25 protein-coding genes are annotated in these 25128 nt (G+C 73.3%); 10 read left to right on the top strand and 15 right to left on the bottom strand.

Annotated features, from left to right (window positions below):
- Nucleotides 1-53: 53 nt before the first annotated feature.
- Both ACIOD1_RS04860 and ACIOD1_RS04865 read right to left on the bottom strand, forming a co-directional pair.
- The gene (locus ACIOD1_RS04860; RefSeq protein ID WP_365620139.1) at nt 54-470 is read right to left on the bottom strand and encodes a Zn-ribbon domain-containing OB-fold protein; all 417 of its coding nucleotides are present in this window, start codon (nt 468-470) and stop codon (nt 54-56) included.
- Complete coding sequence (locus tag ACIOD1_RS04865; protein ID WP_401900141.1) at nt 467-919, bottom strand: DoxX family membrane protein; 453 nt, start codon at nt 917-919, stop codon at nt 467-469. Before ACIOD1_RS04865 ends, ACIOD1_RS04860 begins: the two co-directional genes overlap by 4 nt.
- A gap of 191 nt (nt 920-1110) precedes the next feature.
- Between ACIOD1_RS04865 and ACIOD1_RS04870 the strand changes: the two genes are divergently transcribed.
- Together ACIOD1_RS04870 and ACIOD1_RS04875 are read left to right on the top strand one after the other, a co-directional pair.
- Nucleotides 1111-2346 (top strand): flavin-containing monooxygenase, encoded by a 1236-nt coding sequence (locus ACIOD1_RS04870; RefSeq protein ID WP_401900143.1) that lies wholly within the window; start codon nt 1111-1113, stop codon nt 2344-2346.
- Complete coding sequence (locus tag ACIOD1_RS04875; RefSeq protein ID WP_401900146.1) at nt 2343-2915, top strand: SMI1/KNR4 family protein; 573 nt, start codon at nt 2343-2345, stop codon at nt 2913-2915. Before ACIOD1_RS04870 ends, ACIOD1_RS04875 begins: the two co-directional genes overlap by 4 nt.
- 48 nt (nt 2916-2963) lie before the next feature.
- Here the strand turns inward: ACIOD1_RS04875 and ACIOD1_RS04880 are convergent, their stop codons facing one another.
- The 3 genes from ACIOD1_RS04880 to ACIOD1_RS04890 are packed head-to-tail and all read right to left on the bottom strand — an operon-like array spanning nt 2964 to nt 5409.
- The gene (locus tag ACIOD1_RS04880; RefSeq protein WP_401900149.1) at nt 2964-3398 is read right to left on the bottom strand and encodes a GntR family transcriptional regulator; all 435 of its coding nucleotides are present in this window, start codon (nt 3396-3398) and stop codon (nt 2964-2966) included.
- Between the two features lie 59 nt (nt 3399-3457).
- On the bottom strand, nt 3458-4465 hold the full coding sequence (locus tag ACIOD1_RS04885; protein WP_365620152.1) for an ABC transporter permease: 1008 nt from the start codon (nt 4463-4465) through the stop codon (nt 3458-3460).
- Nucleotides 4462-5409, bottom strand: coding sequence for an ABC transporter ATP-binding protein (locus ACIOD1_RS04890; RefSeq protein WP_365620155.1), 948 nt, complete (start codon nt 5407-5409; stop codon nt 4462-4464). The genes ACIOD1_RS04885 and ACIOD1_RS04890 overlap by 4 nt, the downstream gene beginning before the upstream one ends.
- A 424-nt stretch (nt 5410-5833) precedes the next feature.
- Here ACIOD1_RS04890 and ACIOD1_RS04895 point away from each other — a divergent pair, with 424 nt between their 5' ends.
- Nucleotides 5834-8068 carry an acetate--CoA ligase family protein gene (locus ACIOD1_RS04895; RefSeq protein WP_365620158.1) on the top strand — a complete coding sequence of 745 codons (2235 nt, stop codon included), beginning with the start codon at nt 5834-5836 and terminating at the stop codon, nt 8066-8068.
- Between the two features lie 95 nt (nt 8069-8163).
- Complete coding sequence (locus ACIOD1_RS04900; RefSeq protein WP_401900153.1) at nt 8164-8964, top strand: enoyl-CoA hydratase/isomerase family protein; 801 nt, start codon at nt 8164-8166, stop codon at nt 8962-8964.
- A 49-nt stretch (nt 8965-9013) separates the two neighbouring features.
- Here the strand turns inward: ACIOD1_RS04900 and ACIOD1_RS04905 are convergent, their stop codons facing one another.
- The gene (locus ACIOD1_RS04905) at nt 9014-9808 is read right to left on the bottom strand and encodes a VOC family protein (RefSeq protein WP_365620164.1); all 795 of its coding nucleotides are present in this window, start codon (nt 9806-9808) and stop codon (nt 9014-9016) included.
- A gap of 233 nt (nt 9809-10041) precedes the next feature.
- On the opposite strand from ACIOD1_RS04905, the gene ACIOD1_RS04910 reads away from it, so the two are divergent.
- Nucleotides 10042-10653, top strand: a complete 612-nt coding sequence (locus tag ACIOD1_RS04910; protein WP_365620711.1) for a flavin reductase family protein — start codon at nt 10042-10044, stop codon at nt 10651-10653.
- Nucleotides 10654-10747: 94 nt separating this feature from the next.
- Here the strand turns inward: ACIOD1_RS04910 and ACIOD1_RS04915 are convergent, their stop codons facing one another.
- The 3 genes from ACIOD1_RS04915 to ACIOD1_RS04925 are packed head-to-tail and all read right to left on the bottom strand — an operon-like array spanning nt 10748 to nt 13931.
- Nucleotides 10748-11815, bottom strand: coding sequence for a Zn-dependent alcohol dehydrogenase (locus ACIOD1_RS04915; RefSeq protein ID WP_365620167.1), 1068 nt, complete (start codon nt 11813-11815; stop codon nt 10748-10750).
- The gene (locus tag ACIOD1_RS04920) at nt 11812-13011 is read right to left on the bottom strand and encodes an acyl-CoA dehydrogenase family protein (protein WP_401900157.1); all 1200 of its coding nucleotides are present in this window, start codon (nt 13009-13011) and stop codon (nt 11812-11814) included. Before ACIOD1_RS04920 ends, ACIOD1_RS04915 begins: the two co-directional genes overlap by 4 nt.
- An 8-nt stretch (nt 13012-13019) precedes the next feature.
- Nucleotides 13020-13931 carry an SDR family oxidoreductase gene (locus ACIOD1_RS04925; RefSeq protein ID WP_365620172.1) on the bottom strand — a complete coding sequence of 304 codons (912 nt, stop codon included), beginning with the start codon at nt 13929-13931 and terminating at the stop codon, nt 13020-13022.
- Nucleotides 13932-14040: 109 nt separating this feature from the next.
- Here ACIOD1_RS04925 and ACIOD1_RS04930 point away from each other — a divergent pair, with 109 nt between their 5' ends.
- From ACIOD1_RS04930 to ACIOD1_RS04940, 3 genes are all read left to right on the top strand, one after another.
- On the top strand, nt 14041-14967 hold the full coding sequence (locus ACIOD1_RS04930; protein WP_365620175.1) for a cyclase family protein: 927 nt from the start codon (nt 14041-14043) through the stop codon (nt 14965-14967).
- A gap of 148 nt (nt 14968-15115) precedes the next feature.
- Nucleotides 15116-16072 (top strand): SMP-30/gluconolactonase/LRE family protein, encoded by a 957-nt coding sequence (locus ACIOD1_RS04935; protein WP_365620178.1) that lies wholly within the window; start codon nt 15116-15118, stop codon nt 16070-16072.
- Between the two features lie 128 nt (nt 16073-16200).
- Nucleotides 16201-16323 (top strand): hypothetical protein, encoded by a 123-nt coding sequence (locus ACIOD1_RS04940; protein WP_365620181.1) that lies wholly within the window; start codon nt 16201-16203, stop codon nt 16321-16323.
- Between the two features lie 173 nt (nt 16324-16496).
- Here ACIOD1_RS04940 and ACIOD1_RS04945 read toward each other — a convergent pair whose 3' ends face one another.
- From ACIOD1_RS04945 to ACIOD1_RS04960, 4 genes are all read right to left on the bottom strand, one after another.
- Nucleotides 16497-16946: an ATP-binding protein gene (locus tag ACIOD1_RS04945; protein WP_365620184.1), complete on the bottom strand. Its 450-nt coding sequence runs from the start codon at nt 16944-16946 to the stop codon at nt 16497-16499.
- Between the two features lie 339 nt (nt 16947-17285).
- On the bottom strand, nt 17286-18206 hold the full coding sequence (locus ACIOD1_RS04950) for an acyl-CoA dehydrogenase family protein (protein ID WP_401900162.1): 921 nt from the start codon (nt 18204-18206) through the stop codon (nt 17286-17288).
- 8 nt (nt 18207-18214) lie between these two features.
- Complete coding sequence (locus ACIOD1_RS04955) at nt 18215-19369, bottom strand: acyl-CoA dehydrogenase (RefSeq protein WP_401900165.1); 1155 nt, start codon at nt 19367-19369, stop codon at nt 18215-18217.
- Entirely contained in the window at nt 19369-20595 is a 1227-nt protein-coding gene (locus tag ACIOD1_RS04960) for an amidohydrolase family protein (protein WP_401900167.1), read from the bottom strand. Before ACIOD1_RS04960 ends, ACIOD1_RS04955 begins: the two co-directional genes overlap by 1 nt.
- A gap of 170 nt (nt 20596-20765) precedes the next feature.
- Between ACIOD1_RS04960 and ACIOD1_RS04965 the strand changes: the two genes are divergently transcribed.
- Nucleotides 20766-22322 (top strand): class I adenylate-forming enzyme family protein, encoded by a 1557-nt coding sequence (locus ACIOD1_RS04965; RefSeq protein ID WP_401900168.1) that lies wholly within the window; start codon nt 20766-20768, stop codon nt 22320-22322.
- Nucleotides 22323-22414: 92 nt separating this feature from the next.
- Here the strand turns inward: ACIOD1_RS04965 and ACIOD1_RS04970 are convergent, their stop codons facing one another.
- Together ACIOD1_RS04970 and ACIOD1_RS04975 are read right to left on the bottom strand one after the other, a co-directional pair.
- Nucleotides 22415-23677, bottom strand: coding sequence for a maleylpyruvate isomerase N-terminal domain-containing protein (locus ACIOD1_RS04970; protein WP_401900170.1), 1263 nt, complete (start codon nt 23675-23677; stop codon nt 22415-22417).
- The gene (locus ACIOD1_RS04975) at nt 23674-24252 is read right to left on the bottom strand and encodes a sigma-70 family RNA polymerase sigma factor (protein WP_365620201.1); all 579 of its coding nucleotides are present in this window, start codon (nt 24250-24252) and stop codon (nt 23674-23676) included. Before ACIOD1_RS04975 ends, ACIOD1_RS04970 begins: the two co-directional genes overlap by 4 nt.
- Before the next feature lie 337 nt (nt 24253-24589).
- Here ACIOD1_RS04975 and ACIOD1_RS04980 point away from each other — a divergent pair, with 337 nt between their 5' ends.
- On the top strand, nt 24590-25108 hold the full coding sequence (locus tag ACIOD1_RS04980; RefSeq protein ID WP_365620204.1) for an EF-hand domain-containing protein: 519 nt from the start codon (nt 24590-24592) through the stop codon (nt 25106-25108).
- The last annotated feature ends 20 nt before the right edge of the window (nt 25109-25128 follow it).

The raw sequence follows: 25128 nt of genomic DNA on the forward strand, positions 1-25128 counted from the left end.
CGTGGGCGGCGAGCCGGCCCCGGGTGGCGGACCACCGGGTGACCCCCGGGGACCTAGCCCGCCGGGGCGAAGAGGGGGGTCCAGATCCCTTCCGCCGCCTCGCGGAAGGTGACCTCCAGCGGCATGCCGATGCGCAGCGCGTCGTGCGCGCAGTCGACCACCTCCGTCATCATCCGGGGTCCCTCCACGAGGTCGACGACGGCGGCCACGTACGGGACCCGCTCGCCGAAGGGCGGGAGGTCGTTGCGGTGGATCACCGACCAGGTGTAGAGCGTCGCGCGGCCGCTCGCCCGTTCCCACGTGACCCGGTCCTCCCCCGCCCAGCAGAAGGGGCAGAACTCGCGGGGGTAGTGGTGGGTCCGCCCGCAGTCGGCGCAGTGGCGCAGCAGGAGGTGTCCGTCGGCGGCGGCGTCCCAGTAGGGGCGGGTGAACTCGTCCGTCTCGGGGAGGTCGTGGCGGGCGGTGGTCACAGGAAGAGTCCGATCGAGGCGTCGAGGGACCAGGCCTGCCAGCTCATGGCGAAGAGCGCGACGAGCGAGATGAGCGCCATCATCGCGTTCTGCCCCTGCTCGGCCCAGTCGTGGATCATCAGCACCACGTAGAGGAGGTTCAGCAGCAGTCCGCCGATCAGGGCGACGGGGGTGAGGAGGCCGAGCACCAGGCCGAGTCCGAGGGCGAGTTCGGCGTAGACGACGACGTACGCCATGAGCTTGGGGCGGGGCTGGACGACGCTCCGGAAGCCGGTCTTCACGAAGGGCCAGCGGTGCTTGCCGGCGACGTCGGCGGCCCAGGCGATGCCGGTGCCGCGTTCGAACCAGCCCTTCTTGTCCTTGTGCCGCCAGCTCTCCAGCCACCACAGGCCGAGGCCGATCCGGAGCACGGCGAGCCATTCGGCGCCGCTGAGCCAGATGGTCTGCATCCTTCACCCACCCTTCGATCTGACGGTACGTCAGTTCAGCGGATCGCGGCCGATCCCGCAAGGCCTCGCACCCACCCGACGCCCGGCGCCCTCGCGGTGCGTGCCGCACGGACCCTTCCGTGATCGATCCGCAATCGATTCCCTCCTTGTCCGAGACCCATCAACCGTGGGTGTCGATACGCTCACTCCTCATGCCCGAAACCGACATGACCAGCACCCAGCCCCGCCCCGTGTACGTGATCGGCGCCGGACCCGGCGGGCTCGCGGTCGCCGCCGCGCTGCGCGCCCGGGGGGTACGGGCGGTGGTCGTCGAGCGGGCGGACGAGGTCGGCGCCTCCTGGCGCGGCCACTACGAGCGGCTGCGCCTGCACACGACCCGGCGGCTCTCCGCCCTCCCCGGACTCACGATCCCGCGCCGGTTCGGACGCTGGGTCGCCCGCGCCGACGTGGTGCGGTACCTGGAGAAGTACGCCGAGTTCCACGCGCTGGAGCTGGTCACCGGGGTCGAGGTGACCCGGATCGAGCCCGCCGCCGACGGGGAGGGCTGGACCCTGCACGCCAGCGGCGGCCGGCTGCTCGCCGCCGACGCCGTGGTCGTGGCGACGGGCTTCAACCACACCCCCGCCGTGCCCGATTGGCCGGGCCGCGAGGGGTACACCGGGACGCTGCTGCACGCCGCCGCGTACCGGGAGCCGAAGCCGTACGCCGGGCGGGACGTCCTCGTCGTCGGCGTCGGCAACACGGGCGCCGAGATCGCCGTGGACCTCGTCGACGGGGGCGCCGCCCGGGTCCGCCTCGCGGTGCGCACCGCCCCGCACCTGGTGCGCCGCTCCACCGCCGGTTGGCCGGCGCAGCGCACGGGAATCCTCGTACGGCGCCTGCCGGTGGCGCTCGTGGACCGGCTCGGGGCGCTCGTCGCGAAGGCCTCCGTCCCGGACCTGACGGCGTACGGCCTGCCGCGCCCCGCCGCCGGCCTCTACAGCAGGGCCAAGCAGGGGGCGATCCCGGTGCAGGACGTGGGCCTGATCGACGCCGTGCGCGCGGGCCGGGTGGAGCCGGTGGCCGCGGTGGCCTCCTTCGAGGGCGACGAGGTGGTCTTGGCGGACGGTACGCGGATCACCCCGGACACGGTGATCGCGGCGACCGGCTACCGGCGCGGCTTGGAGGGCCTGGTCGGCCACCTCGGGGTGCTGGACGAGCGTGGCCGGCCCGTCGTCCGGGGCGCCCGCACACCGGCCGGGACCCCGGGGCTCTTCTTCACCGGGTACACCAACCCGCTGAGCGGAATGCTGCGCGAACTGGCCCTGGACGCCGAGAAGATAGCCAAGGCGGTCGCCCGCGGCCGGCGCCGCCCCCGGGCAGCCGCCCGCCGCGCGGCCCGCCGCACCGCCCGCCGTCAGGGCGCTCCCGTCCCCCTCCCCCGTTGACCGCCGCCGAACCGGAGGCGGCGGGGCCGACCCCGGCCGAACTGGACTCTGCCGAGCGGGAGCTGGGCGTGTCCTTCCCCGCCGAGTACCGCGCCCATCTGCTGGCCGGCTCCCCCGGCAGGGCGGTGTTCCGCCCCTACCGCTCGGCGGCGGGCTGGACGTGGGGCGGAGCCCTGCCGACCCGGATCGATCTGTTGGCCGAGCCCTTCCCGCACCCCGACTCCTACGCGGAGGCGGACCTCGCCCTGGACGCGCGCGAGCCCCGGCCGGAGGACTTCGCCGAGGGGCAGGCCCACCTGGCCGCCTGGCGGGCCTGGGACCTGGAGTGCGAGGAGTGGGAGGGCCGCAAGACCGCCGGCGCCGTGGTCCTGGAGGAGCACGGCTGCGGCTTCGCCACGCTGTTGGCGGTCACCGGGCCACTGGCCGGCACCGTGTGGTGGGACGGCCGCGCGACCTGCGACCGGATCGTCCCGCTCTCCACCGACCACCTGGGCGGCGCCGGCCCCGTCACCTTCGGCGCGTGGGTCGGGCCCGGCTCCTGGGAGCTGTTGCCGCCGGGCTGGAGCTGATGGTCCCCCGCCGCCCACAGCTGAACCCGGCCTCACGCCCGCGCTGCCTCACGCCGTGTCGGCGGGGTCTTCCGGGGGGAGGCTCGGCGCGGGGGCGGGCGCGGGTGGGTAGTACGCGTCGCGTACGGCTTCGAACAGGTCCGTCGCCTCTCGTGCGGTGAGGCCCTGGTCACGCACCTCGGCCATCCATGCGGCGAGCCCCCCGCGCAGCGGCGATTCCGGGGTGGTCTGCGGGGTGGCCAGCGAGCGGGTGATGTAGGTGCCGGAGCCCTGCCGGACCTCGACGAGGCCCCCCCGTTCCAGCTCGCGGTAGGCCTTGAGCGTGGTGTTGGGGTTGACCTTGGTGGTGGCGGCCACCTGCGCCGCGGTGGGCAGTTTGTCGCCCTGCACCAGCACGCCCATGCGCAGCGCCTGCTCCACCTGTTGCACGATCTGGAGGTAGGCCGGCAGGCCGCTGCGCCGTTCGATGCGAAACAGGACCACGGTGCGTGCCTTCTCCTTCGTTGCCGGTGTTCTTCGCCCCGCGTTCCCGCGGCTCGGCTCTAGAGCGCACCGCGTCGGGTCCGCGTCAGGAACAGGGCGAGGAGTACGGCGCCGAGTGCCAGGAGCACTCCGGCGGCCGCCCACTGCATGCCCGCCATCTGGTCGCGGCCGAAGTACTCCCACACCGAGTTGACGATACCGAGCGAGGCCCGGCAGTTCTCCGGCACCGCGTCGTTCACGCAGGTGCTCCACCCGTAGAGCCTGCCGGAGCCGGTGGAGATCCACTGGTCGACCTCGACGGCCCCGTCGAAGCCCGCAGGTCGGGCGGCGCCGAAGGGGTAGACCAGTCGGCGCGGGGTGGCCAGGGAGCCCTCCCCGTACGAGAGGACGGCCAGGGCGACGGCCGAGCCGAAGAAGGTCGTCATCATGGCGCCCACGGACCGGCGGGTGAGCGCGCCGACGGCGAGGCCGAGGGCCGTGGTGAAGACGGCCGTCGCGACCAGGACGGGGCCGGTGGCCTCGAAGACGGGGCTCTCCAGCCAGCCGCCCACGACGAACGGCTCCACGGTGCGCCACCACCAGCCGTAGAGCAGGCTCAGGGGCAGGGTCGTCGCGACGGCCACGGCGAGGGCGAAGCCGAGCTTCCACAGCAGCCAGTGGGTGCGCGAGAGCGACTGGGTGGTGACCAGGCGGGCGGTGCCGTGTTCCCGGTCGGCGGCGATGAGCGGGGCGCCGAGGAACACGCCGAGCAGGAGGGGCAGGGAGGCGAGGAGACGGCCGAAGGAGTCGAAGTCGGCCGAGACCCGGTTGGCGATCGTGCCGTCGATCTCCGGGACCGGCTTGCCCGGCCAACCCGCGTCGCGGAGGGCATCGAGCGCGGCGGCCCGCTGGTAGACCGCCCAGGCCGCTCCGGCGAGCGTCAGCGCGGCCCAGAAGTACAGCTGGAAGCGGTGTTGGCGCACCATGAGCCAGGCCATGCCGCGCAGGCGGCGGGCGCGGGTGGGCGGGGTGGAGCCGGCGGTGGGGCGGGCGGAGCCGGCGGTGGCGTCCTGGGTCGGCGTGCTCATGCCGCGGATTCCTCTCGGTGGCCGGGGACGGCGGTCGGGGAGAGCAGCGCGGGCGCCCTCGGGGAGCGGAGGTAGGCGAGCAGCACCTCTTCCAGGCTCGGCGCGGCCTGTTGCCACGCTGCGTCGAGGGGTCCCTGGTGGCGGACCATGGCGGTGAACTGGCGTCCGGAGGTGCGGGCTTCGACGAGGATGTGCGTGCCGAGCGTGACGGGCAGCTCGCCCGTCTCGGTGAGGACGCCGGTGACGAGGGTGTGCATGGGCAGGAGTTCTTCGGTCTCTCCGGCCATCCGGACCCGGCCGTCGTCGAGCACGAGCACGAAGTCGCACATGTGCTCGATGTCGGCCAGCTGGTGGGAGGACATGAGGACGGTGGTCCCGTTCTCGGCGGCCTCGGCCAGCAGGAGCGCGCTCATCTCGTCCCGGGCGACCGGGTCGAGGTCGGCCATCGGCTCGTCGAGCAGGAGCAGTTCGGGCCGCGCCGCGAAGGCGAGCGCGAAGGCCACGCGGGTGCGCTGGCCGCCGGACAGGTCCCCGACGCGGGCGTCGGCGGCGAGCCGGCCCCCGTCCACGATCCGTTGGGCCGTCTCCTGGTCCCAGGAGGGGTTGAGTTCGCGGCCCATGCGCAGGGTGTCCGCCACCGTGAAGTTCTTGAACAGCGGCTTGTCCTGGGCGACGTAGGCCCAGCGGGCCATCGCCTCCGGTCGGGCGGCGGGGACGCCGAAGATCCTGAGGTCACCGGTGGACGGCTCGACGAGGCGGGTCACGAGGGAGAGCAGGGTGCTCTTACCGGCGCCGTTGGGTCCGACGAGGGCGGCGACGCAGCCGGCCGGGATGCGGAAGGTGCAGTCGCTCAGCGCCCAGCGGCGGCGGTACTTCTTGCCCAGCCGGTCGGCCTCGACGGCCCACCGGGCGCCGGCCGCGTCGGAAGTGGTCGGTTCTGGCACGGCTCCCCCTTTTCCATGAGTCCACTAGATGTGTAGTGGAATCATGGACTCGGGGCAGGAGCCTGTCAATCACGCCACACCCCGCCGATCGGGGCGAATCCCGCCCATCGCGACGAACCCTGCCGATCGCGCCGAACTCGCCGACCACCGGACGCGCGCCGCCGAGATCCGTGAGAATCACCGCAAGCCGCAAGCCACGAGCCGCGAGCCGCCGACCCCGAGCCGCAAGCCGCGCAACCCGCCTAGGCCGGATCCGGTCTGGACCGTGAGCGGAGGGTTCTGCGACCGTTCAGGCGCATCCCCACATCTCCTCCACCAGCTTTCCTGCGCATCCCTGTTCCTGACGGCGCGTCAGTTCAGTAATCTGACTACGCGTCAGCTAAGGATTCGAACCGGGATCATCGAGCAGGGAGCGGGCGAAGCGATGCTTGGATCTACTCACGGCACCCTCACCACCGACTTCCGCGCACGTGTCGAGGCCTGCGGGGAGACCCCCAGGACGGCCGTCCACTCCACGGCGGCCGCCTCCGCCGAGGACACGGTCGCGCTGGACGTGAGCGGGCGACCGCTGCACTCCGACGTCCCCGACCTGGACCGGTTCTTCCGGCCCGAGTCCGTGGCCGTCGTCGGCGCCTCCGACGCCGACGGCCGCCCCAACACCGGGATCACCCGCCAGCTCATCGCCTGGGCCGAGCGCGTCGGGGCCCGCATCCACCCCGTCCACCCGACCCGTACCGCCGTCTTCGGGATCCCCTGCCACGCCTCCGTGGCGGACCTGCCCGAGCAGGTGGACCTGGCCGTGCTGCTGGTGGCCGACCCGCTGCCGGTGATCGAGCAACTCGCCGAGGCCAAGGTGAAGTTCGCCGTCGCCTTCGCCTCCGGCTTCGCCGAGACGGGGGACGAGGGCGCCGCCGCCCAGGACCGTCTGGCCGCCGCCGTACGGCGCTCCGGGCTGCGGCTGCTCGGCCCGAACACCAACCTCAACGCCTTCGAGGCGTTCCGCGAGGACCTCGACGGGCCGGCCATCGCCCTCATCACCCAGTCCGGCCACCAGGGGCGCCCCGTCTACACCCTCCAGGAGCTGGGCATCCGCCTCTCCCACTGGGCGCCGACGGGCAACGAGGCCGACCTGGAGACCTCCGACTTCATCTCGTACTTCGCCGAGCGGCCCGAGGTCGGGGCCATCGCCTGCTACGTGGAGGGCCTCAAGGACGGCCGGTCCTTCCTCCTCGCCGCCGACCGGGCCGCCCGCAACGGGGTCCCCGTCGTCGCCGTCAAGGTTGGCCGCACCGAGACGGGCGCCCGCATGGCCGCCTCGCACACCGGCAAGCTGACCGGCGCCGACACCGTCGTGGACGCCGCGATGCGGCAGTTCGGGGTCATCCGGGTCGACGGCCTGGACGAGCTCCAGGACACCGCCGCCCTGCTGGCGCGGGCGCGGCCCCCGCAGGCCGACGGGGTCGTCGTCTACTCCATCTCCGGCGGCACCGGCGCCCACTTCTCCGACCTCGCCACCGAGGCGGGCCTGAGCCTGCCGACCCTCTCCGGGGCCAAGCAGGACGAGCTGCACCAGTGGATACCGGAGTACCTCAACGTCGCCAACCCCGTGGACAACGGCGGGCACCCCGTCGGCGACTGGCGCGGGCGCAAGATCATCGACGCGATCCTGGCCGACCCCTCCGTCGGCGTCCTGATCTGTCCCATCACCGGGCCCTTCCCCCCGATGAGCGACAGGCTCGCCCAGGACCTCGTCGACGCGGCCGAGCAGACCGACAAGGTCATCTGCGTGATCTGGGGCTCCCCCGTCGGCACGGAGGAGGCCTACCGCACCACCCTGCTCGGCTCCTCCCGCGTGGCCACCTTCCGCACCTTCGGCAACTGCATCACCGCCGTACGGGCCTACCTCGGCCACCACCGCTTCACCGCCTCCTACCGCTCCCCCTTCGACGAGGCTCCCCGCACCCCCTCCCCCTCGTACCGCAAGGCCCAGGCCCTGATGCGGCCCGGCCAGCAGCTCAGCGAGCACGCCGCCAAGCAGCTCCTGCGGGCGTACGGGATCCGCGTACCGCGCGAGCAGCTGGTCACCAGCGCGGCGGCGGCCGTCCGGGCGGCGGGCCTGGTCGGCTATCCGGTCGTCATGAAGGCCTCGGGGCCCCAGCTCGCGCACAAGACGGAACTCGGCCTGGTCAAGATCGGCCTCACCTCGGCGAGCCAGATCCGCGACGCGTACCGGGAGCTGACGGACATCGCCCGCTACGAGAACGTCCCGCTGGACGGCGTCCTGGTCTGCCAGATGGTCGAGCGGGGCGTCGAGATGGTCGTCGGCGTCACCCAGGACCCCCTCTTCGGCCCCACCGTCACCGTCGGCCTCGGCGGGGTCCTGGTGGAGGTCCTCAACGACACGGCGGTCCGCGTGCCGCCCTTCGGGGAGGACCAGGCCCGCCACATGCTCACCGAACTGCGCGGCCACGCCCTTTTGGAGGGCGTCCGGGGCGCGCCCCCGGCGGACGTGGACGCGCTGGTGGAGGTGGTCCTCAGGGTCCAACGGATGGCGCTCGAACTGGGCGACGTGCTGTCCGAGCTGGACATCAACCCCCTGATGGTGCTCCCGCGCGGTCAGGGCGCGGTGGCGCTGGACGCGCTGGCCATCTGCCTCTGACCGTCAGCCTCCACGTACGGCGGCTCCGCCCTCGCGGGGCGACCCGCGATCGAGCCCGCCCGGTCGGGGCGGGGGCCACCGAGGAACGGAGTTCCATGAACATCGACCCCGCCGACGAGATCCTGCACCGCGTCGAGAACGGCGTCTCCTGGATCACCCTCAACCGCCCCGAGGCCATGAACGCCGTCACCGGGGCCCAACGCGAGCGTGTCATCGCGCTGCTCGCCGACGCCTCGGCCGACCCCGACGTACGGGCCGTCGTCGTCACCGCCACCGGCAAGGGCTTCTGCGCCGGGGCCGACCTGCGCGGCGCGCCGGCCACCGGGGAGCGGGTCGCGGGGGACGTGGCCCGGATGATCCGGCTCGGCGCCCAGCGGCTGATCACTGCGGTCCTGGACTGCGAGAAGCCGGTCATCGCGGCCGTGAACGGCACCGCCGCCGGGATCGGCGCCCACCTCGCCCTCGCCTGCGATCTGGTCGTCGCCGCCGAGGAGGCCCGCTTCATCGAGGTGTTCGTCCGCCGGGGCCTCGTCCCCGACGGTGGGGGCGCCTACCTGCTGCCCCGCCTGGTCGGGCCCCAGAAGGCCAAGGAGCTGATGTTCTTCGGGGACTCCCTGCCCGCCGCCGACGCGGCCCGCCTCGGGCTGGTGAACAAGGTGGTCCCGGCCGCCGAGCTTCAGGACGCCGCGCGGGCCTGGGCGGAGCGCCTCGCGCAGGGCCCCACCCGCGCCCTGGCGCTGACGAAGCAGCTGGTCAACGCCTCCCTGGACAGCGACCGGGCGACGGCACTGGCGGCGGAGGCCGCCGCCCAGGAGCTGAACATGACGACGGCGGACGCGAACGAGGGCGTCGCGAGCTTCGTCGAGCGCCGTACGCCCAAGTACCTGGGGCGCTGAACCGGCCCGCGGGACCACGTGCCCGACCGACCACGGCCCCGCCCAGGGCTCACATCCGCGGGTCCGGCTTCATCAGCGCGAACACCGCTCCGGCCGGGTCGGCGACCCAGGCGATGCGGCCGACCTGCGGCACGTCCGCGGCGGGCATCAGCACCGACCCGCCGCCGGCGGTCACGACGGCGGCGGTCACGTCCACGTCCGCCACGTGGAAGTACGGCACCCAGCACGGCACCTCGTTCGATCCGGCGCCCGCGCCGTCGCCCTGCGGGGCGACCCCGCCGAAGGAGCCGTCCTGCTGGTCGCCGTCGGCGATGCTGAGCACCCGGTACGCCATCCCGGGCACCGGCATCTCGGCGCTCCGCCAGCCGAAGAGGCCCGCGTAGAAGTCGATGGCGGCGGGCGGGTCGGGTACGTGCAGCTCCACCCACAGCAGGGTGTTGACCTCGGAGGTGGCGCCCAGTCCGCCGGTCCTGCCGGGCTGCCAGCAGGCGAACTCCGCGCCCTGCGGGTCGGTGAACTGCGCGAGCCACCCCTCGCCCATGACGTCCATGGGCTCCATCCGCACCCGGCCGCCCCCGTCGCGGACCGCCGCGGCGGTGGCCTGGACGTCGTCGCTCCGGAAGTGCACCATCCAGGCGGACGTCGCCCCCTCCTCGGTGAGCGGGCCGAGCGCGGCGACGGTCCTGCCGCCGACCTGGAACATGCCGTAGCCGCCCGCCTCGGGCCCGGCGGAGACGAACTCCCAGCCGAGGACGTCCCCGTAGAACGCGGCGGTCGCCGCCGTGTCGGGGCTGCCGAGGTCGAGCCAGTTGGGGGATCCGGTACGGAAGTCGGTGCCGAGCATGAGCGGGTCCTCCTGCGATCTGGGCGGGCGGTACGGGGGTACGGCCCGCCCGCCACCATGCCGAGCCGTCGCGCGCCCGGCCACCGTGCGGGGGTGGGGCTCCCGGGGGTTTCACCCGTTCGGGGGGTCGGCCCGGCCGCGGGAAGAGGAACGGGCGCGTACCGGGGTCGCCACCCCCCTTCCCATCTGACGAGCCGTCAGTTTCAATCGGGGGTGTGATGGGACACGCAGGGATGGCGGCCACCGTCGTCCGATACCTCAGATCGGTCGGCGCCCCCACCTCCACGGGGGCCGAGCCGGCACACGTAGACGCGCTCCCCCGCCCGGACCTGAGGGCCGTCGGCGCGGACGAGCGGGCGCCCGTCGGCCCCGCCGAGTTCCGGGCGGTGCTCGGGAACTTCGCCAGCGGGGTCACGATCATCACCGCCCCGCCCGGCGAGGGCGAGGAGGGCCCGGCCGGCTTCGCCTGCCAGTCCTTCGCCTCGCTCTCCCTGGACCCGCCCCTGATCACCTTCATGGTGGCCCGCACTTCGACGACCTGGCCCCGCATCGCGCGCGCCGGCGTCTTCTGCGTGAACATCCTCGGCGCCGAGCAGGGCACCCTGTGCCGGGCCTTCGCGGTCAGCGGCGCCGACAAGTTCGCCGGGGTGGCCCACCGGCCGGCCCCCGCCACCGGATCCCCGCAACTGGACGACGTACCGGCCTGGCTCGACTGCCGGATCCAGGCCGTCCACACCGGCGGCGACCACCTCATCGTCGTGGGCCGGGTCGAGGCCATGGGCGCGGCCGGCGAGGGCGACCCCCTCCTGTTCCACAAGGGCCGCTTCGGCCGCTTCACGGACTGACCCGCCCGCCACGGCCCACCCGGCCCGCCGCTCGCCGCCCCCGCCCCGCTCGCCGCGCCCCCGCCCCGGGCCAAGTCCCGGGGCGGGGGTCCCGTCAGAAGGTGAGCACCCCGCGGGCCACCCGGCCGTGGTGGGCGTCGTCCACCGCCTTCGCGAAGTCCTCCACCGGATAGACCTCGGTGACCAGCTCGTCCAGCAGCAGCTTCCCCTGCCGGTACAGCTCCGCGTAGACGGCGATGTCGCGCTGGGGGCGCGAGGACCCGTAGCGGCATCCCATGATCGTCTTGTCCAGGAAGAGGGAGGACACCAGGAAGGACGCCTCCTCCTTGAAGCCGGGCACCCCCAGCAGGACCGCGTTGCCGTGCCGGTCCAACAGGTCGATGGCCTGCCGGATCAGCTTCGGGCTGCCCACGCACTCGAAGGCGTGGTCGGCGCCCGTCGGGAGGATCTCGCGTACGGCCGCCGAGGTGTCCGCGACCGTCGAGGCGTCGATGAAGTGTGTGGCGCCGAACTGCCTGGCCACCGCCTCCTTCGCCGGGTTCGCGTCCACCGCCACGATGGTGGTGGCGCCGGCGATCCGGGCGCCCTGGAGGACGTTGAGCCCGATGCCGCCGCTGCCGATGACCAGGACGGAGTCGCCCTGCTCGACCCGCGCCCGGTTCAGGACGGCCCCGACCCCGGTGAGCACCCCGCAGCCGATCAACGCCGCCGAGGTCAAGGGGATGTCGTCCGGGATCTTCACCGCCTGCACGGCCTTGACGAGGGTCCGCTCCGCGAACGCCGAGTTGGAGGCGAACTGGTAGAGCGGCTTCCCGCCCCGGGAGAAGGGCTGCCCGGGCATCCCGATGGCCTTGCGGCACATCGTCGGCCGGCCCCGGTCACAGTCCGCGCACGCCCCGCAGTTGGCGAGGGTGGACAGCGCGACGTGGTCCCCGGGCGCCACGTGCGTCACGCCCGCCCCGACCGCCTCCACCACCCCGGCGCCCTCGTGCCCGAGCACCACCGGTGGCGGGAACGGGATGGTCCCGTCGATCACCGAGAGGTCGCTGTGGCACAGCCCGGCCGCCGCGACCGCCACCAGCACCTCCCCCGGCCCCGGATCCCGGACCTCCAGGTCGTCGACCACCTGGACCTGCTTGCCGTCGAAAACGACGCCTCTCACCTGGGCTCCTTAGGCAGGCCGAGCACCCGCTCGGCGATGATGTTCCGCTGGATCTCGTCCGAACCGCCGTAGATCGTGTCGGCCCGGGTGAACAGGAACAGGCGCTGCTCCTCGTCGAGTCCGAGTTCGTACGGGGTCTCCCGCGCCCAGAGCGCCGGCCCGGCGCTCGCCGCGGCCCCCCGGACCTCCACCGCCAGCTCCCCGAGCCGCCGGTGCCAGCCGCCCCACAGCAGCTTCGCCACGCTGGGCGCGCCCGGCCCGCCCTCGGCCCCGAGGGTGCGCAGGGCGTTCCACCGCATGGTGCGCAGCTCGGCCCACTGCCGTACGAGGCGCATCCGCAGGACGGGGTCCCCGGGGCCCCCGGCGGCGTGGGCCCCGATCACCCGGGACAGTTCGGCGGCGAAGCCGATCTGCTGGACGAGGGTGGACACCCCGCGTTCCAGGGCGAGGAGGCCCATGGCCACGGTCCAGCCGTCGCCCTCGCCGCCGACGACCTCGGCGGCGACGGCCCCGTCGAGGAAGACCTCGTTGAACTCGCTGGTCCCGGACATCTGCCGGATGGGGCGGACCTCGACGCGGCCGGGCTGGTCCATCCGTACGAGGAGGAAGGACAGGCCGTGGTGGCGGCGCGAGCCGGCTTCGGTGCGGGCCAGGACGAAGCACCAGTCGGCGTCCTGGGCGAGGGAGGTCCAGACCTTCTGGCCGGTGACCCGGTACAGCCCGTCCGCCGGATCGCGGACGGCGGCCGTGCGGATCCCGGCCAGGTCGGAGCCCGCGTCCGGCTCGCTGTAGCCCTGGCACCACAGTTCCTCGCCGCGGGCGATGCCGGGGAGGTGGCGCTCCCGCTGTTCGCGGCTCCCGTAGGCGATGAGGGTGGGGGCGAGGAGGTTCTCCCCGATGTGGCCGACCCGGCCGGGCGCGCGCAGCGCCGCGTACTCCTCCGCCCACACCACCTGCCCGGTCAGGGAGAGCCGCCGCTGCCCGTACGCCCCGTCCGGGACGTCCCAGCCCTGGCCGATCCAGCCGCCCGCGCCCAGTTCGCGTTCCCAGGCGCGGCGGACCGCCACCCCCTCGTGTTCGCTTCCGGGCCCGCCGAGGCCGACGGCGTCGGCGTACGGGCCGGTGAGGTGCTCGGTGAGCCAGGCGGCGGCGTGGGCGCGCAGCCGCTCGTCCTCGGCGCCGAAGCTGAAGTCCACCGGGCCCCCTACGCGTTCGGGCGGTCCTTGGCGGCCGCCGCCTTCGCCATGGCCTCCAGCTGCGCGAGCATGGGCATCGGGTCGGTGCCCACCGTCCCGGGCAGGAAGTCGGCGATCTTCTCGGGGGTCCAGGAGCCCTCGGCGTACCCGGCGCGCAGTTCGCGGGGCTGCGCCCAGACGGCGATCTTGGGTCCGGCGATCGTGTAGACCTGCCCGGTGATGCCCTCGGCCCCGGCCCGGTCGCTGAGGAGGTAGGTGACCAGGGCGGCGACGTCCTCGGGTTCCCCGATCTCCTTGAGCTCCATGGGCACGTTGGCCGACATGCGGGTGCGGGCGACGGGGGCGACCGCGTTGGCGGTGACCCCGTACTTGTTGAGGCCGAGGGCGGCGCTGCGGACGAGGGAGATGATCCCGCCCTTGGCGGCGCTGTAGTTGGCCTGGGCCACGGAGCCCTGGTGGTTGCCGCTGGTGAAGCCGATGAGGGTGCCGCTCCCCTGGCGCCGCATGACGGCGGAGGCCGCGCGGAAGAGGGTGAAGGTGCCCTTGAGGTGGGTCGCGATGACGGGGTCCCACTCCTGCTCGGACATGTTGAAGAGCATCCGTTCGCGCAGGATGCCGGCGACGCAGACGACCCCGTCGACGCGTCCGTACCGGGCGAGCGCGGTGTCGACGACGCGTTGGCCGCCCGCCATGGTGGAGATGTCGTCGGCGACCGCGACGGCCTCCCCGCCGGCGGCGAGGATCTCCTTCACCACGCCGTCCGCGATCTCGCTGGTCGGCTCGTTGCCTTCCATTCCGACGCCGTAGTCGTTGACGACGACCTTGGCGCCCTCGGCGGCGGCGGCGAGTGCCACGGCGCGTCCGATGCCCCGGCCGGCGCCGGTGACGGCGACGACCTTTCCTGCCAAGAAGTTCCCCACGTCCGGCCCCTTCCCGCATTTTCTGACGGTCCGTTAGATTCTATGTCCCGTCAGATCCCTTCACACAAGCCCCTGTTGCCGTCCGCCTCGCAAGGAGCTGATCGAGACCATGTCCCTGCCCCCCGAGTTCCACGACATCGCCAAGCGCGTCAACAACTGGGGCCGCTGGGGCGCCGATGACGAGATCGGCACCCTGAACCTGGTCACGGACGAGGTGGTCCGGGCGGCTGCCACCGAGGTGCGCACCGGTCGTCGGATCCCCCTGGCCCTGCCGCTCAAGGAGGACGGGGTGCAGGTGGGGATGATCCCCGGGCGGATCAACCCGCTGCACACGATGGTGCAGATCAACCAGGAGATCTTCGGCCCGGGCACGGTGGCGTGCAGCGACGACGCCGTGACCATGGGCCTGCAGTCGGCCACCCACTGGGACGCGCTGACGCACGTCTCCCACTCGGGCCGGATCTACAACGGCCGCCCCGCCTCCTCGATCACCCCGCACGGGCGCAGCGAGTTCAGCGGCATCGACAAGGCCGGCCCGATCGTCTCCCGGGGCGTCCTGCTGGACGTGGCCCGGGCGAAGGGCCTCGACCGGCTGCCGGGGGGCCACGCGGTGACCCCGGAGGACCTGGCGCAGGCCGAGGAATTCGGCCGGGTCACGGTGCGCGCGGGGGACATCGTCCTGGTCCGCACCGGCCAGGTCCAAGTCTACCTGGCGGGCGACAAGCACGGCTACGGCTTCCCGTCGCCGGGGCTGTCCGTGCGCACCCCCGAGTGGTTCCACGCCCGGGACGTGGCCGCCGTCGCCAACGACACCCTGACCTTCGAGATCTTCCCGCCGGAGATCGAGAACCTGTGGCTGCCGGTGCACGCGCTGGACCTGGTGGAGATGGGCATGCACCAGGGCCAGAACTGGAACCTGGAAGTCCTGTCCACGGCCTGCGCGGAAGCCGGGCGCCACTCCTTCCTGCTCTCGGCCATGCCGGAGCCCTTCGTGGGCGGCACGGGCACCCCGGTCGCCCCGGTGGCCCTGCTCTGACGCGCATCGCTCCGTGATCTTCTGACCCGAATCGCTCCGTGATCTACGGCACTTCGTTCATATAATCCTTGAGGAGACCAGATGTCATATCGCGATAATGATCCATAGCCGAACACGATTCGGCATCTCTCCAGGGAAGGACGCGCACATGACCACCGAGCGCCCCGGGCTCTACACCTGTCTCGACGACCGCTTCCGCACCGGCCGGTGCATGAACGGCGACGATGCCCTGGAGGTCCTGTACACCGGCTGTCGCTGGGCGGAGGGCCCGATCTACCTCCCCGCCTGGCGCCGGCTCGTGTGGAGCGACATCCCCAACGACCGGATGCTGCAGTGGGACGAGACCACCGGCGCGGTCGGCGTCTTCCGCTCGCCGGCCGGGCACACCAACGGCAACACCCTGGACCGCCAGGGCCGCCTGATCACCTGCGAGCAGGGCAACCGGCGGGTCACCCGCACCGAGCACGACGGCACCGTCACCGTGCTGGCCGACCGCTGGCAGGGCAAGCGCCTCAACAGCCCCAACGACGCGGCCGTGAAGTCGGACGGCTCGATCTGGTTCTCCGACCCGGACTTCGGCATCACCAGCGACTACGAGGGCTACCGCGCCGAGAGCGAGATCGGCTCCTGCAACGTCTACCGGATCGACCCCGTCTCGGGTGAGGTCCGCCTGGTCGCCGACTGCTTCAGCGCCCCCAACGGGCTCGTCTTCTCCCCCGACGAGCGGCGGTTGTTCGTCTCCGACACCCGGGGCGGCGCCATCCGCGTCTTCGACGTCCACCCGGACGGCGACCGCCTCTCGGACGGCGAGGTCTTCGCCAAGGCCGACGCGGCGACCGGGAGCCGCTTCGACAACCTGCGCTTCGACGACGGCGGCCGGCTGTGGGCCGCCGCGATGGCCGACGGCGTCCACTGCTACGACCCCGACGGCACCCTGATCGGCCGGCTGAACGTCCCGGAGACGGTGTCCAACATCGCCTGGGGCGGGGCCAAGCGCAACCGCCTCTTCATCACGGCCGAGACCACCCTCTACTCGGTGGTCATGGGCGTCACGGGCACCCACCCCACGGGCCCGGGCCGCCGCCCGTGGCTCGACGCCGCCTGACACCGCCACCTGACACCGCCACCTGACGCCGCCGCCTGACGACAGCGGTACGGAAGGCAGCCGGCGCAGACGGGCGGCACGGACATGCGAGCGGGGCCGGGCTGACCGGCTCGGTGTTCGGGCCCGCCGTGCACGAGGCCCCCGACGGCGTGCGGACCCCGCTCGGGGGCGAGGACCTGGAGGACTGGATCCGGGCGCGCGGCGGCGACGTACGGGAGGTCTCGGCGCGGGCCGCCGGCGGAGGCGGATGACCCCGGCCGGGCGTGACCTACGGGTGGCGGCGTGCGTTCGCGCACGCCCCGAGCGCGGCACGGCAGCCGCCACCCCACGACCCGCACTCGTCAAGGCAGGACCCTTGGCGTCCCCTCGCGACGAATCGTTCACCACCAGGGTGATCAACCCGTGACGAACCGTCAACACCTCGTTAGAGGTACACGTGCGGTTCCCGGCGCCGGGCAAAATCTTGGTCCGTGTCGGCCTTCTGCGGCTCCGCCCGGTCCACCTCGCACCAGATCCGCTTGCCCGCGCCCTCGCGCTGCCAGCCCCACCGGTCCGCGAGCCCGTCGACCAGCTCCAGCCCGCGCCCGCCCGTGTCGTCCCCGGCGGCCTGCCGCCGGGCCGGCGCCCGGTCGCTCACGTCGGCGACCTCGACCCGCACCCCCGGTCCCCCGAGCAGCATCCGCAGCACGGCGGGACAGCCCGTGTGCACGACGGCGTTCGTGACGAGTTCGGAGATCAGCAGGATCAGCGTCTCGGCGAGGGGCTCGTCGTCCCCTATGCCCGAGCCCGCCAGGCGGGACCGCGCCCACCGTCGGGCCCGACCGACCTCGGCCGGGTCCGCTCCTACCTCAAGCTGCACCTGAAGCACCTGCACCGCTCACACCATCCGAACCGGCGGACACTTCGCCTCGCGACGGGGTGGGATCACCGCATGTGATCCCCGCGTCGAGCAGCATGGTTGACGTACAGTCACCACAACAAGCGCTTCGGGCATATTCCAGCGCGAAGGAGTGGGCGTGGTGCATACTGTGCGACGCTCGCGCCGCTCAACCGCTCGCATTCGTGGGAGCGTACCGGAGCGGACCCCTCCCGCCGGCCCGTATCGGGGTGGGCGAAGGACACAAACCGATATCAACTCTCTGTAATCGGACATGCGTCCCGCGCCGTCCCTCCCGCACCTACTCGTCACAGCGAGCTACGGATCGAGCGGTGCTCACCGCAGGGCCTCCGCGAGGAGCGCTTCCGCGAGGAGTTCCTCCGCTTCCCCGGCCCCCCGCCACTGCTCGGCCCGCACCCACGCCCGCTTGAGGTGCAGGTGCACGTCCGCTTCCCAGGTGAAGCCCATCCCGCCGTGCACCTGGAGGCAGTCCCGGGCGCCCCGCACCGCGGCCTCGTCCGCGAGGAGCTTCGCCGCGGCGATCTCGGCCGGGTCCCCCGTCACCGCCGCCGCGTACACGGCCGTACGGGCCACCTCGGCCCGCACCAGCATGTCGGCGCACAGGTGCTTGACGGCCTGGAAGCCCCCGATGGGCTGACCGAACTGCTCGCGCTCCCCGGCGTACCGCACCGCCAGCTCCAGCGTCCGCAGCGCGCTCCCGACCTGGAGGGCCGCCGTCAGCAGCGCCCCCGCGTCCCGGTGCTCCCCGGGAACGGGCGGGCTCCCCGCCGCCCGCCACAGCGGGGTCAGCGGGTCCGCCGAACGCACCCGCTCCCCCGGCGGGACCCCGCCCGCGCCGGCGCCGAGCACGGCGTCGGCCTCCCCCAGGTGGGCCACCAGGGGCCCGGCCAGGTCGAAGGCGGTGACCACGGCGGTGCCCTCCGCCGCGCCGGGCACGGTCCCGGCGGCCAGGTGGGTGGCCACCAGCGGCCCGGGCAGCAGCGCCCGTCCGGCCTCCTCGAAGACCAGCACCGCCTCCGGGAGCCCCAGGCCGACACCCCCGGCGGCCTCCGGGAGCCGCAGCGCGAAGAAGCCCGCCTCGCCCAACTCCCGCCACAGCGCCCGGTCCACGACCGGCCCGGCGGCGTCGCCGGCGTCCACGGAGGCCCGCAGCGCCTCGCGCCCGTACCGTCCGGCGAGGAGGCCCCGTACGCCCGCCCGCAGGGCCCGCTGGTCCTCCGTCGGCTGGAAGTCCATGGCGCCGCTCACCGTCCCTTCGGCAGGCCGAGGATCCGCTCGGCCACGATGTTGCGCTGGATCTGCGAGGTGCCGGCCGCGATGGTGTAGGAGAGCGAGGAGAGGCGGTCCAGGGTCCACTCCTCCTCCAGGGAGAGCGACTCGGGCCCCAGCACGGTCGCGGCGACCTCGTAGAGCTCCTGGCGGGCGTGCGAGTAGGCCAGCTTGAAGACGGAGCCGCCGATGCCGGGGACCCCGCCGGACCTCTCCGACTCGCTGACGTTCCACTGGGTCAGGCGCCACAGCGCGCCGAACTCCCCGTGGAGCCGGCCGAGCCGGCGCCGCAGCACCGGATCGTCCCAGCGGCCGTTCTCCTTGGCCCTGCGGGCCAGCCCGGCGAGCGTGCGGCGGCAGGCGACGACCTCGCCGACGAAGGCGGTGCCCCGCTCGAAGGACAGGGTCACCATGGTCACCCGCCAGCCGTCGTTCTCCGCGCCCACCCGGTTCGCGACGGGGATCCGCACCTCGTCGAGGAACATCTCCGCGAACTCGGTGGACCCGGCGAGCGTGCGCAGGGGCCGCACCGTGACCCCGGGCGCGTCCATCGGCATGGCCAGCCAGGAGATCCCCCGGTGCTTCGCCGCGCCGGGGTCCGTCCGCACCAGCAGCTCGCACCAGTCGGCGACCTCCGCGTGCGAGGTCCAGATCTTCGAGCCGGTGACCACGTAATCGTCCCCGTCGCGCACCGCCCGGGTGCGCAGGGAGGCCAGGTCGGAGCCGGCGCCGGGCTCGCTGAAGCCCTGGCACCACACCTCGTCCCCGCGCAGCACGGGCGGCAGCCAGCGCGCCCGCTGCTCGGCGGTGCCCTCGGCGGCGATGGTGGGGCCGGCGTGCAGCAGCCCGACGAAGTTCGCGCCGACGTACGGGGCGCCCGCGCGCTCGGTCTCCTCCAGGAAGATCAGGTGCTGGGTGGGGGTGGCGCCCCGCCCCCCGGCGTCCGTCGGCCAGTGCAGGCCCGCGTAGCCGGCGTCGTGCAGGCGGCGCTGCCAGCCGGCGTCGTAGGCCCTGCGGCCCGGCCAGTCGTCCGGGGAGGGCTTGGCGGGCAGCTCGGGCAGCACCTTCGCCAGCCATGCGCGCAGCCGCTCCCGGAAGTCCTGTTCCTCCTCGGTGTGGGTGAGGTCCATCAGCGGTTCCGGCTCCGGTCCCGGTCCACGCCCCGGTCCCGGTCCAGGTCGAGGCCCAGCATGCGGATGGCGTTGCCGCGCATCAGCTTGTAGACCGTCTCCTCGTCCAGGCCCTTGACGTGGTCGAGGGCGACCTCCTTGGTGTGCGGGAAGGTCGAGTCCACGTGCGGGTAGTCGGTCTCGAAGGTGGCGTTGTCGCGGCCGACGACGTCCAGCGAGGCGATGCCGTGCTTGTCGCGGAAGAAGCAGCAGAACATCTGCCGGTAGTAGTACGTGGACGGCGGCTCGGGGATCAGGTCCTTGACCCCGCCCCAGGCCCGGTGCTCGCGCCACACGTCGTCGGCGCGCTCCAGGGCGTAGGGGATCCAGCCCATCTGGCCCTCGCTGTAGGCGAGTTTGAGGGTGGGGAACTTGACGAGGACCCCGCTGAACAGGAAGTCCATCATCGAGGCCATGGCGTTGTTGAAGCTCAGGGAAGCCTGGACGGCGGGCGGGGCGTCGGGGGAGGCGGCGGGCATCTGGGAGCTGGACCCGATGTGCATGTTGACGACGGTGCCGGTCTCCTGGCAGACGGCGAAGAAGGGGTCCCAGTAGCCGGAGTGGATCGAGGGCAGGCCGAGGTACGTCGGGATCTCCGAGAAGGTCACGGCGCGCACGCCGCGGGCGGCGTTGCGCCGGATCTCGGCGACGGCGAGGTCGATGTCCCAGAGCGGGATGATGCACAGCGGGATCAGTCGGCCGCCGCTGTCGCCGCACCACTCCTCGACCATCCAGTCGTTGTAGGCGCGCACGCAGGCGAGGGCGACCTCCTTGTCGTGGGCCTCGGCGAAGGTCTGGCCGCAGAAGCGCGGGAAGGTCGGGAAGCACAGGGAGGCCTCGACGTGGTTGAGGTCCATGTCGAGCAGCCGCGCCTTGGGGTCCCAGCAGCCGCGCCGCATCTCCTCGCGGGTGATGCCCTCCAGGGTCATGTCGTCGCGGTCGAAGCCGACGGCGGCGATGTTGCGCTTGTACGGGAACTTGAGGTCCTCGTATATCCACCAGTCGGTCGGCGGCCCGTCGGGATCCATGGTGATCACGTACTTGCCGCCGGTGTACGCCAGCTCGCCGATGCCCGCGGTCAGGGGCTTGGGGCCGCGGTCGCGGTACTTCGCGGGCAGCCACACGTCGAAGAGGTGGGCGGGTTCGATCACGTGGTCGTCGACGCTGATGATCCGAGGCAGTTCCATCGTTTGTCTCCCCAATCCGACACGCCGGCACGACCCGATCTGATGGGTCGTCAGAAACAAGCTAGCCCCGCCACCCCTGGACCGACAAGCGTCCGCGCTCTACGCTCTGCGCTGGATCTGACCATCCGTCAGATAATGTGTTGAGCCGCAGCCTGCCTGGGGAGGTCCGGATGACGGACATCGCGACAGCGACAGAACTGAGCCGGTCCCGGACCCTGTGGGAGCTGGTCACCCGCCGGGCCGCCCTCACCCCCGACGGCCCCGTCCTGATCGAGGCCGCCGAGGACCCCGCCGACGACCGCACCCTCACCTTCGGCGCCCTGCGCGAGCGCGCCGAACGCGTCGCGGCCGGCCTGCACGACATGGGCGTGCGCCCCGGGACCGTCGTCGCCTGGCAGTTGCCGACCCGCATCGAGACGGTCCTGCTGTCCGTCGCCCTCGCCCGGCTCGGCGCCGTCCAGTCGCCCGTGATCCCCTTCTACCGGGACCGCGAGGTCGGCTTCGCGCTGCGCGAGTCCAAGGCCGAGTACTTCGCCGTCCCCGGCGTCTGGCGGGGCCACGACCACACCGCCATGGCCGCCCGGCTCGGCGCGCACGGGGTCTTCGAGGCCTACGACGACCTCCCCGACGGCAATCCCTCCGTCCTGCCCCCGCCCCCCGCCACCGGGACCGACGTCCGCTGGATCTACTGGACCTCCGGGACCACCTCCGACCCCAAGGGCGTCCTGCACACCGACCGCTCCCTGCTCGCCGGCGGCTCCTGCCTCGCCCACGCCCTGCGCCTGACCCCGGCGGACGTGGGATCGATGGCCTTCCCGTTCGCGCACATAGCCGGGCCCGACTACACCGTGATGCTGCTGCTGTACGGATTCCCGGCGGTCCTCTTCGAGAAGTTCGCGCTGCCGGCCGCCCTCGACGGGTACCGCCGCCACGGGGTCACCGTCGCGGGCGGCTCCACCGCCTTCTACTCGATGTTCCTGACCGAGCAGCGCAAGGACCCCGCCACCAGGCTGATCCCCACCCTGCGGCTGCTCGCGGGCGGCGGCGCCCCCAAGCCCCCGGAGATCTACCACGCGGTGGTGCGCGAGCTGGGCTGCCAACTGACCCACGGCTACGGCATGACCGAGGTCCCGATGATCACCATGGGCGACCCGGAGGACACCGCGGACCACCTCGCCACCACCGAGGGCCGCCCGCCCGAGGGCATGTCCATCCGCATCACCACCCCCGAGGGCGCCCTCCTCCCGCCGAACACCGACGGCGAGGTCCGACTGCGCGGCGAGGCCGTCTGCCAGGGCTACCTGGGCCGCGAGGGCGCCACCGACGGCGTCTTCGACCCCGACGGCTACCTGATCACCGGCGACCTCGGACACCTCACCCCGAGCGGGCACCTCGTCCTGACCGGACGCAGCAAGGACGTGATCATCCGCAAGGGCGAGAACATCTCCGCCAAGGAGATCGAGGACCTCCTGCACCAGCTCCCCGCCGTGGGCGACGTGGCCGTCATCGGCCTGCCCGACCCGGAACGCGGCGAGCGCGTCTGCGCGGTGGTCGAACAACCCCCGGACGCGGCCCCGTTGACCCTGCCCCAGCTGACCTCGTACCTCCGCGCCCAGGGCCTGTCCCCGCACAAGCTCCCCGAACAGCTGGAGCTGGTCGAATCCCTGCCCCGCAACGAGGCCCTGCGCAAGGTCCTCAAGTACCGGCTCCGCGAGCGGTACGCCTGACCGCTCCCCCGCCGGGTGCGGCGGGCCGGGCAGGGGTCGGGCGGGGGCCGGGCGGGGCGGCGGGTCGGGCTCCGCGACGGGGCGGTCCCTTCCTACAGTCGGCTGAGGGAGGCCGCCGCGAAGAGGACGTCGCGGATGGCCTCGCGGTCGCCGGTCTGGCCCACCGCCGCCTCCTCCGGCGAGATGTGCCCGGCGGCCAGCTGGCAGAACTCCAGCCCGTCCAGAGCCACTTCCGCCACCGTGTGCTCCCGCGAGGGCCTCGCGGCCGGGGAGTCCAGGGCGATGTCCCAGCCGCCCCCGCCCGCGCCCTCGATCTCCAGGTGCAGGGTCCGCCCCGGAGCCCCCGCCGCGACCAGGCCCCGCGCGGGCGCGGCCAGGCCCGAGCGGCGCCGACCCGCCAGCGCGCCCGGCAGGAGGCGCGCCGCGAGGTCGATCATGCGGTTGAGGTGCGGGCCCGAGGGCTGCTCGTACGGGTAGTCCACCGCTTCCGCGATGTCCCAGGCGTGCACCCAGCACTCGAAGGCCCGCTCCAGGAAGGCGTCCCCGAGCGGCAGGGCGAAGCCCCCGTAGTCCACGGAGAGTTCGGCGACGCCCCGGCCGGCGAAGGAGACCGTACGGACCAGGGTGTGGCCCTGGTCCCGCCAGGGTTCGCGGACCCGACGGGTGGTCGGGTGCGGTGAGGAGCTCCAGAAGTGCTCCGTCCGGCCCGTGGGGCCGCCGCGCGGGGCCTCGGGACCGAGCGGGTCGTCCAGTCCGAGGGCGGTGGCGATCATCCCGTCCACCGTCAGGAGGTGCCCTATCACCCCCGCCACGGTGGTCCGGTGCGTGCGGCGCCGCTCCTCCTCGAACCACTTCAGGCGTACGGGCGTGTGCCACTCGGCGTCACCGAAGTCCCGCAGCAGCGCGTCCAGGCGCGCGGTCTCCGTGTCGTACGGGCTCGCCCACACCGGCACCGGGATCCGCGCCGGCCGCTTGCCGAGGCAGTCCTCCAGCACCCGCGAACGCAGCAGCGGCTTCAGGTCGAGGCTCTCCTCGGGGTGCAGCAGCCCGACGGCGTCCCGCAGCCGCAGGGCCTCCTCCGCGCAGGGCGCGCACTCGGTGAGGTGGTCCTCGACGGCCTCGGTCTCCTCGGCGGAGCAGGCGGCCAACGCCCACGCTCCGAGCAGGGACTTGAGCACCGCGTGGGTGGGCGCCGGCGCGGGATCGGGCACGACCCGCGGCCGGGGCGCGGGCAGCGGCAGCGGCTGCGGCGGGCGCAGGTCGTCACCGGCCGCGCGGGGCCCGGGTATCCGCGGCGGACCGCTCGGGGGCCGCTCGCGGCCGTCGTCGGGAAGCTCTTCGGAGGGACCGGTCATCGGGTGGTTCCATATCCGCTCGGGCCGCGTCCGGGCGGAGCGGGGTCCTCCCGGGGCAGGGCGTTGGCGGTCGACAGGAGCTGGAGGCCGAGCCGCAACCGGCGCCGCGCCTCGTCCTCGCTGATCTGGAGGTCGGCGGCGGCCTGACGGTAGTCGCGGCGCTTGAAGTAGGCCAGTTCGAGGGCGGCCCGCAGCGGCGCGGGCATGGAGGTGACGATGAAGTCGGCGCGGGCCGCCGCGTTGGCGCTGCGCACCTTCTGCTCCAGCTCCTCGCGCGAGCCGCGCCCCAGTTCTGCCTGGCGCAGCCGGGCGACGGCCTGGCCCTGGGTGATGCGGGCGACCCACGAACGCATCGAACCCTGCTTGGGGTCGTAGGCGTCCGGGTTCTCCCAGATGTAGCCGAAGACCTCGCGGGTGATGCGGTCCGCGGCCTTCTCGTCGCCGAGGACCCGATGGGCCAGGCTGTGCACGAGGGAGGCGAAGCGGTCGTATAGCTCACCGAGCGCGGCGGCCTCACCGCGGGCGAGTCGCTGCTGCATGCGGCGGTCCCAACGCGGTGGAACGTCCTTCGCCATGGTGCGCCTCCAGCCCTGTGTCGACCCGTCAAATGTAGTGGGCACCGGCCACACCGCGCCTGTTTTGGGAGAAGCTCGCCTCGGAAGTGCGGACGCGTGCTAGTGCCGGTCCGTGAAGTCGCCACGGGCGCGTCCCGTGAACTCCGGGGCCTGTGGGGCGACACACGCGTGCGCACATCTGTACGCGCCCCGCCGCGCGCCCCGTGCGCGGGTTCGATGCGGCCACCTCCTTGACCGCTTCGCTTAACGCGCAGGCCACCGAGGCCTTACGCTCCTGCCTGTCTTGAACTGCATCCTCACCGCACCCCATCGCACACGTGAAGGCGGAACGCCGAACATGGACAGCGCAGAGTACGAGCGCAAGATCGCCGCCCGATTCGCCACCTTCGACCAGGACGGCTCCGGCTACATCGACCGGGAGGACTTCAACACGGCCGCCCAGGCGGTACTGAAGGAGTTCGGCACCACCGCGCGCTCCGACCGGGGCCAGGCCGTCTTCATCGGCGCCGAGGCCTTCTGGCAGGGCATGGCCGGGATCGCCGACGTGGACGGGGACCAGCGGGTCTCGCGCGAGGAGTTCGTGACCGGGGCGGCGAAGCGGCTGCGGGACAGCCCGGAGCGGTTCGCGGAGATCGCCCGGCCGTTCCTGGCGGCCGTGATCGCGGTGGCGAACGAGGACGGCGCCGGGGCGACCCCGGCGGCGGCGGCCCGCGTGATGCGGGTGCTGGGCACCCCGGAGGAGCTGTCCGTGCAGGTCGCCGCTGCCCTGGACGCGGACGGCGACGGCCGGATCACGGAGGACGAGATCCTGGCGGCCTTCTCGGGCTACTGCGGCGTGGCCGCCCCGGACGCATAACGCCCGCGGTCGCGGGGCCC

Origin of the sequence: Streptomyces sp. NPDC088097, assembly GCF_044741845.1 — a bacterium.
GTDB lineage: Bacteria > Actinomycetota > Actinomycetes > Streptomycetales > Streptomycetaceae > Streptomyces.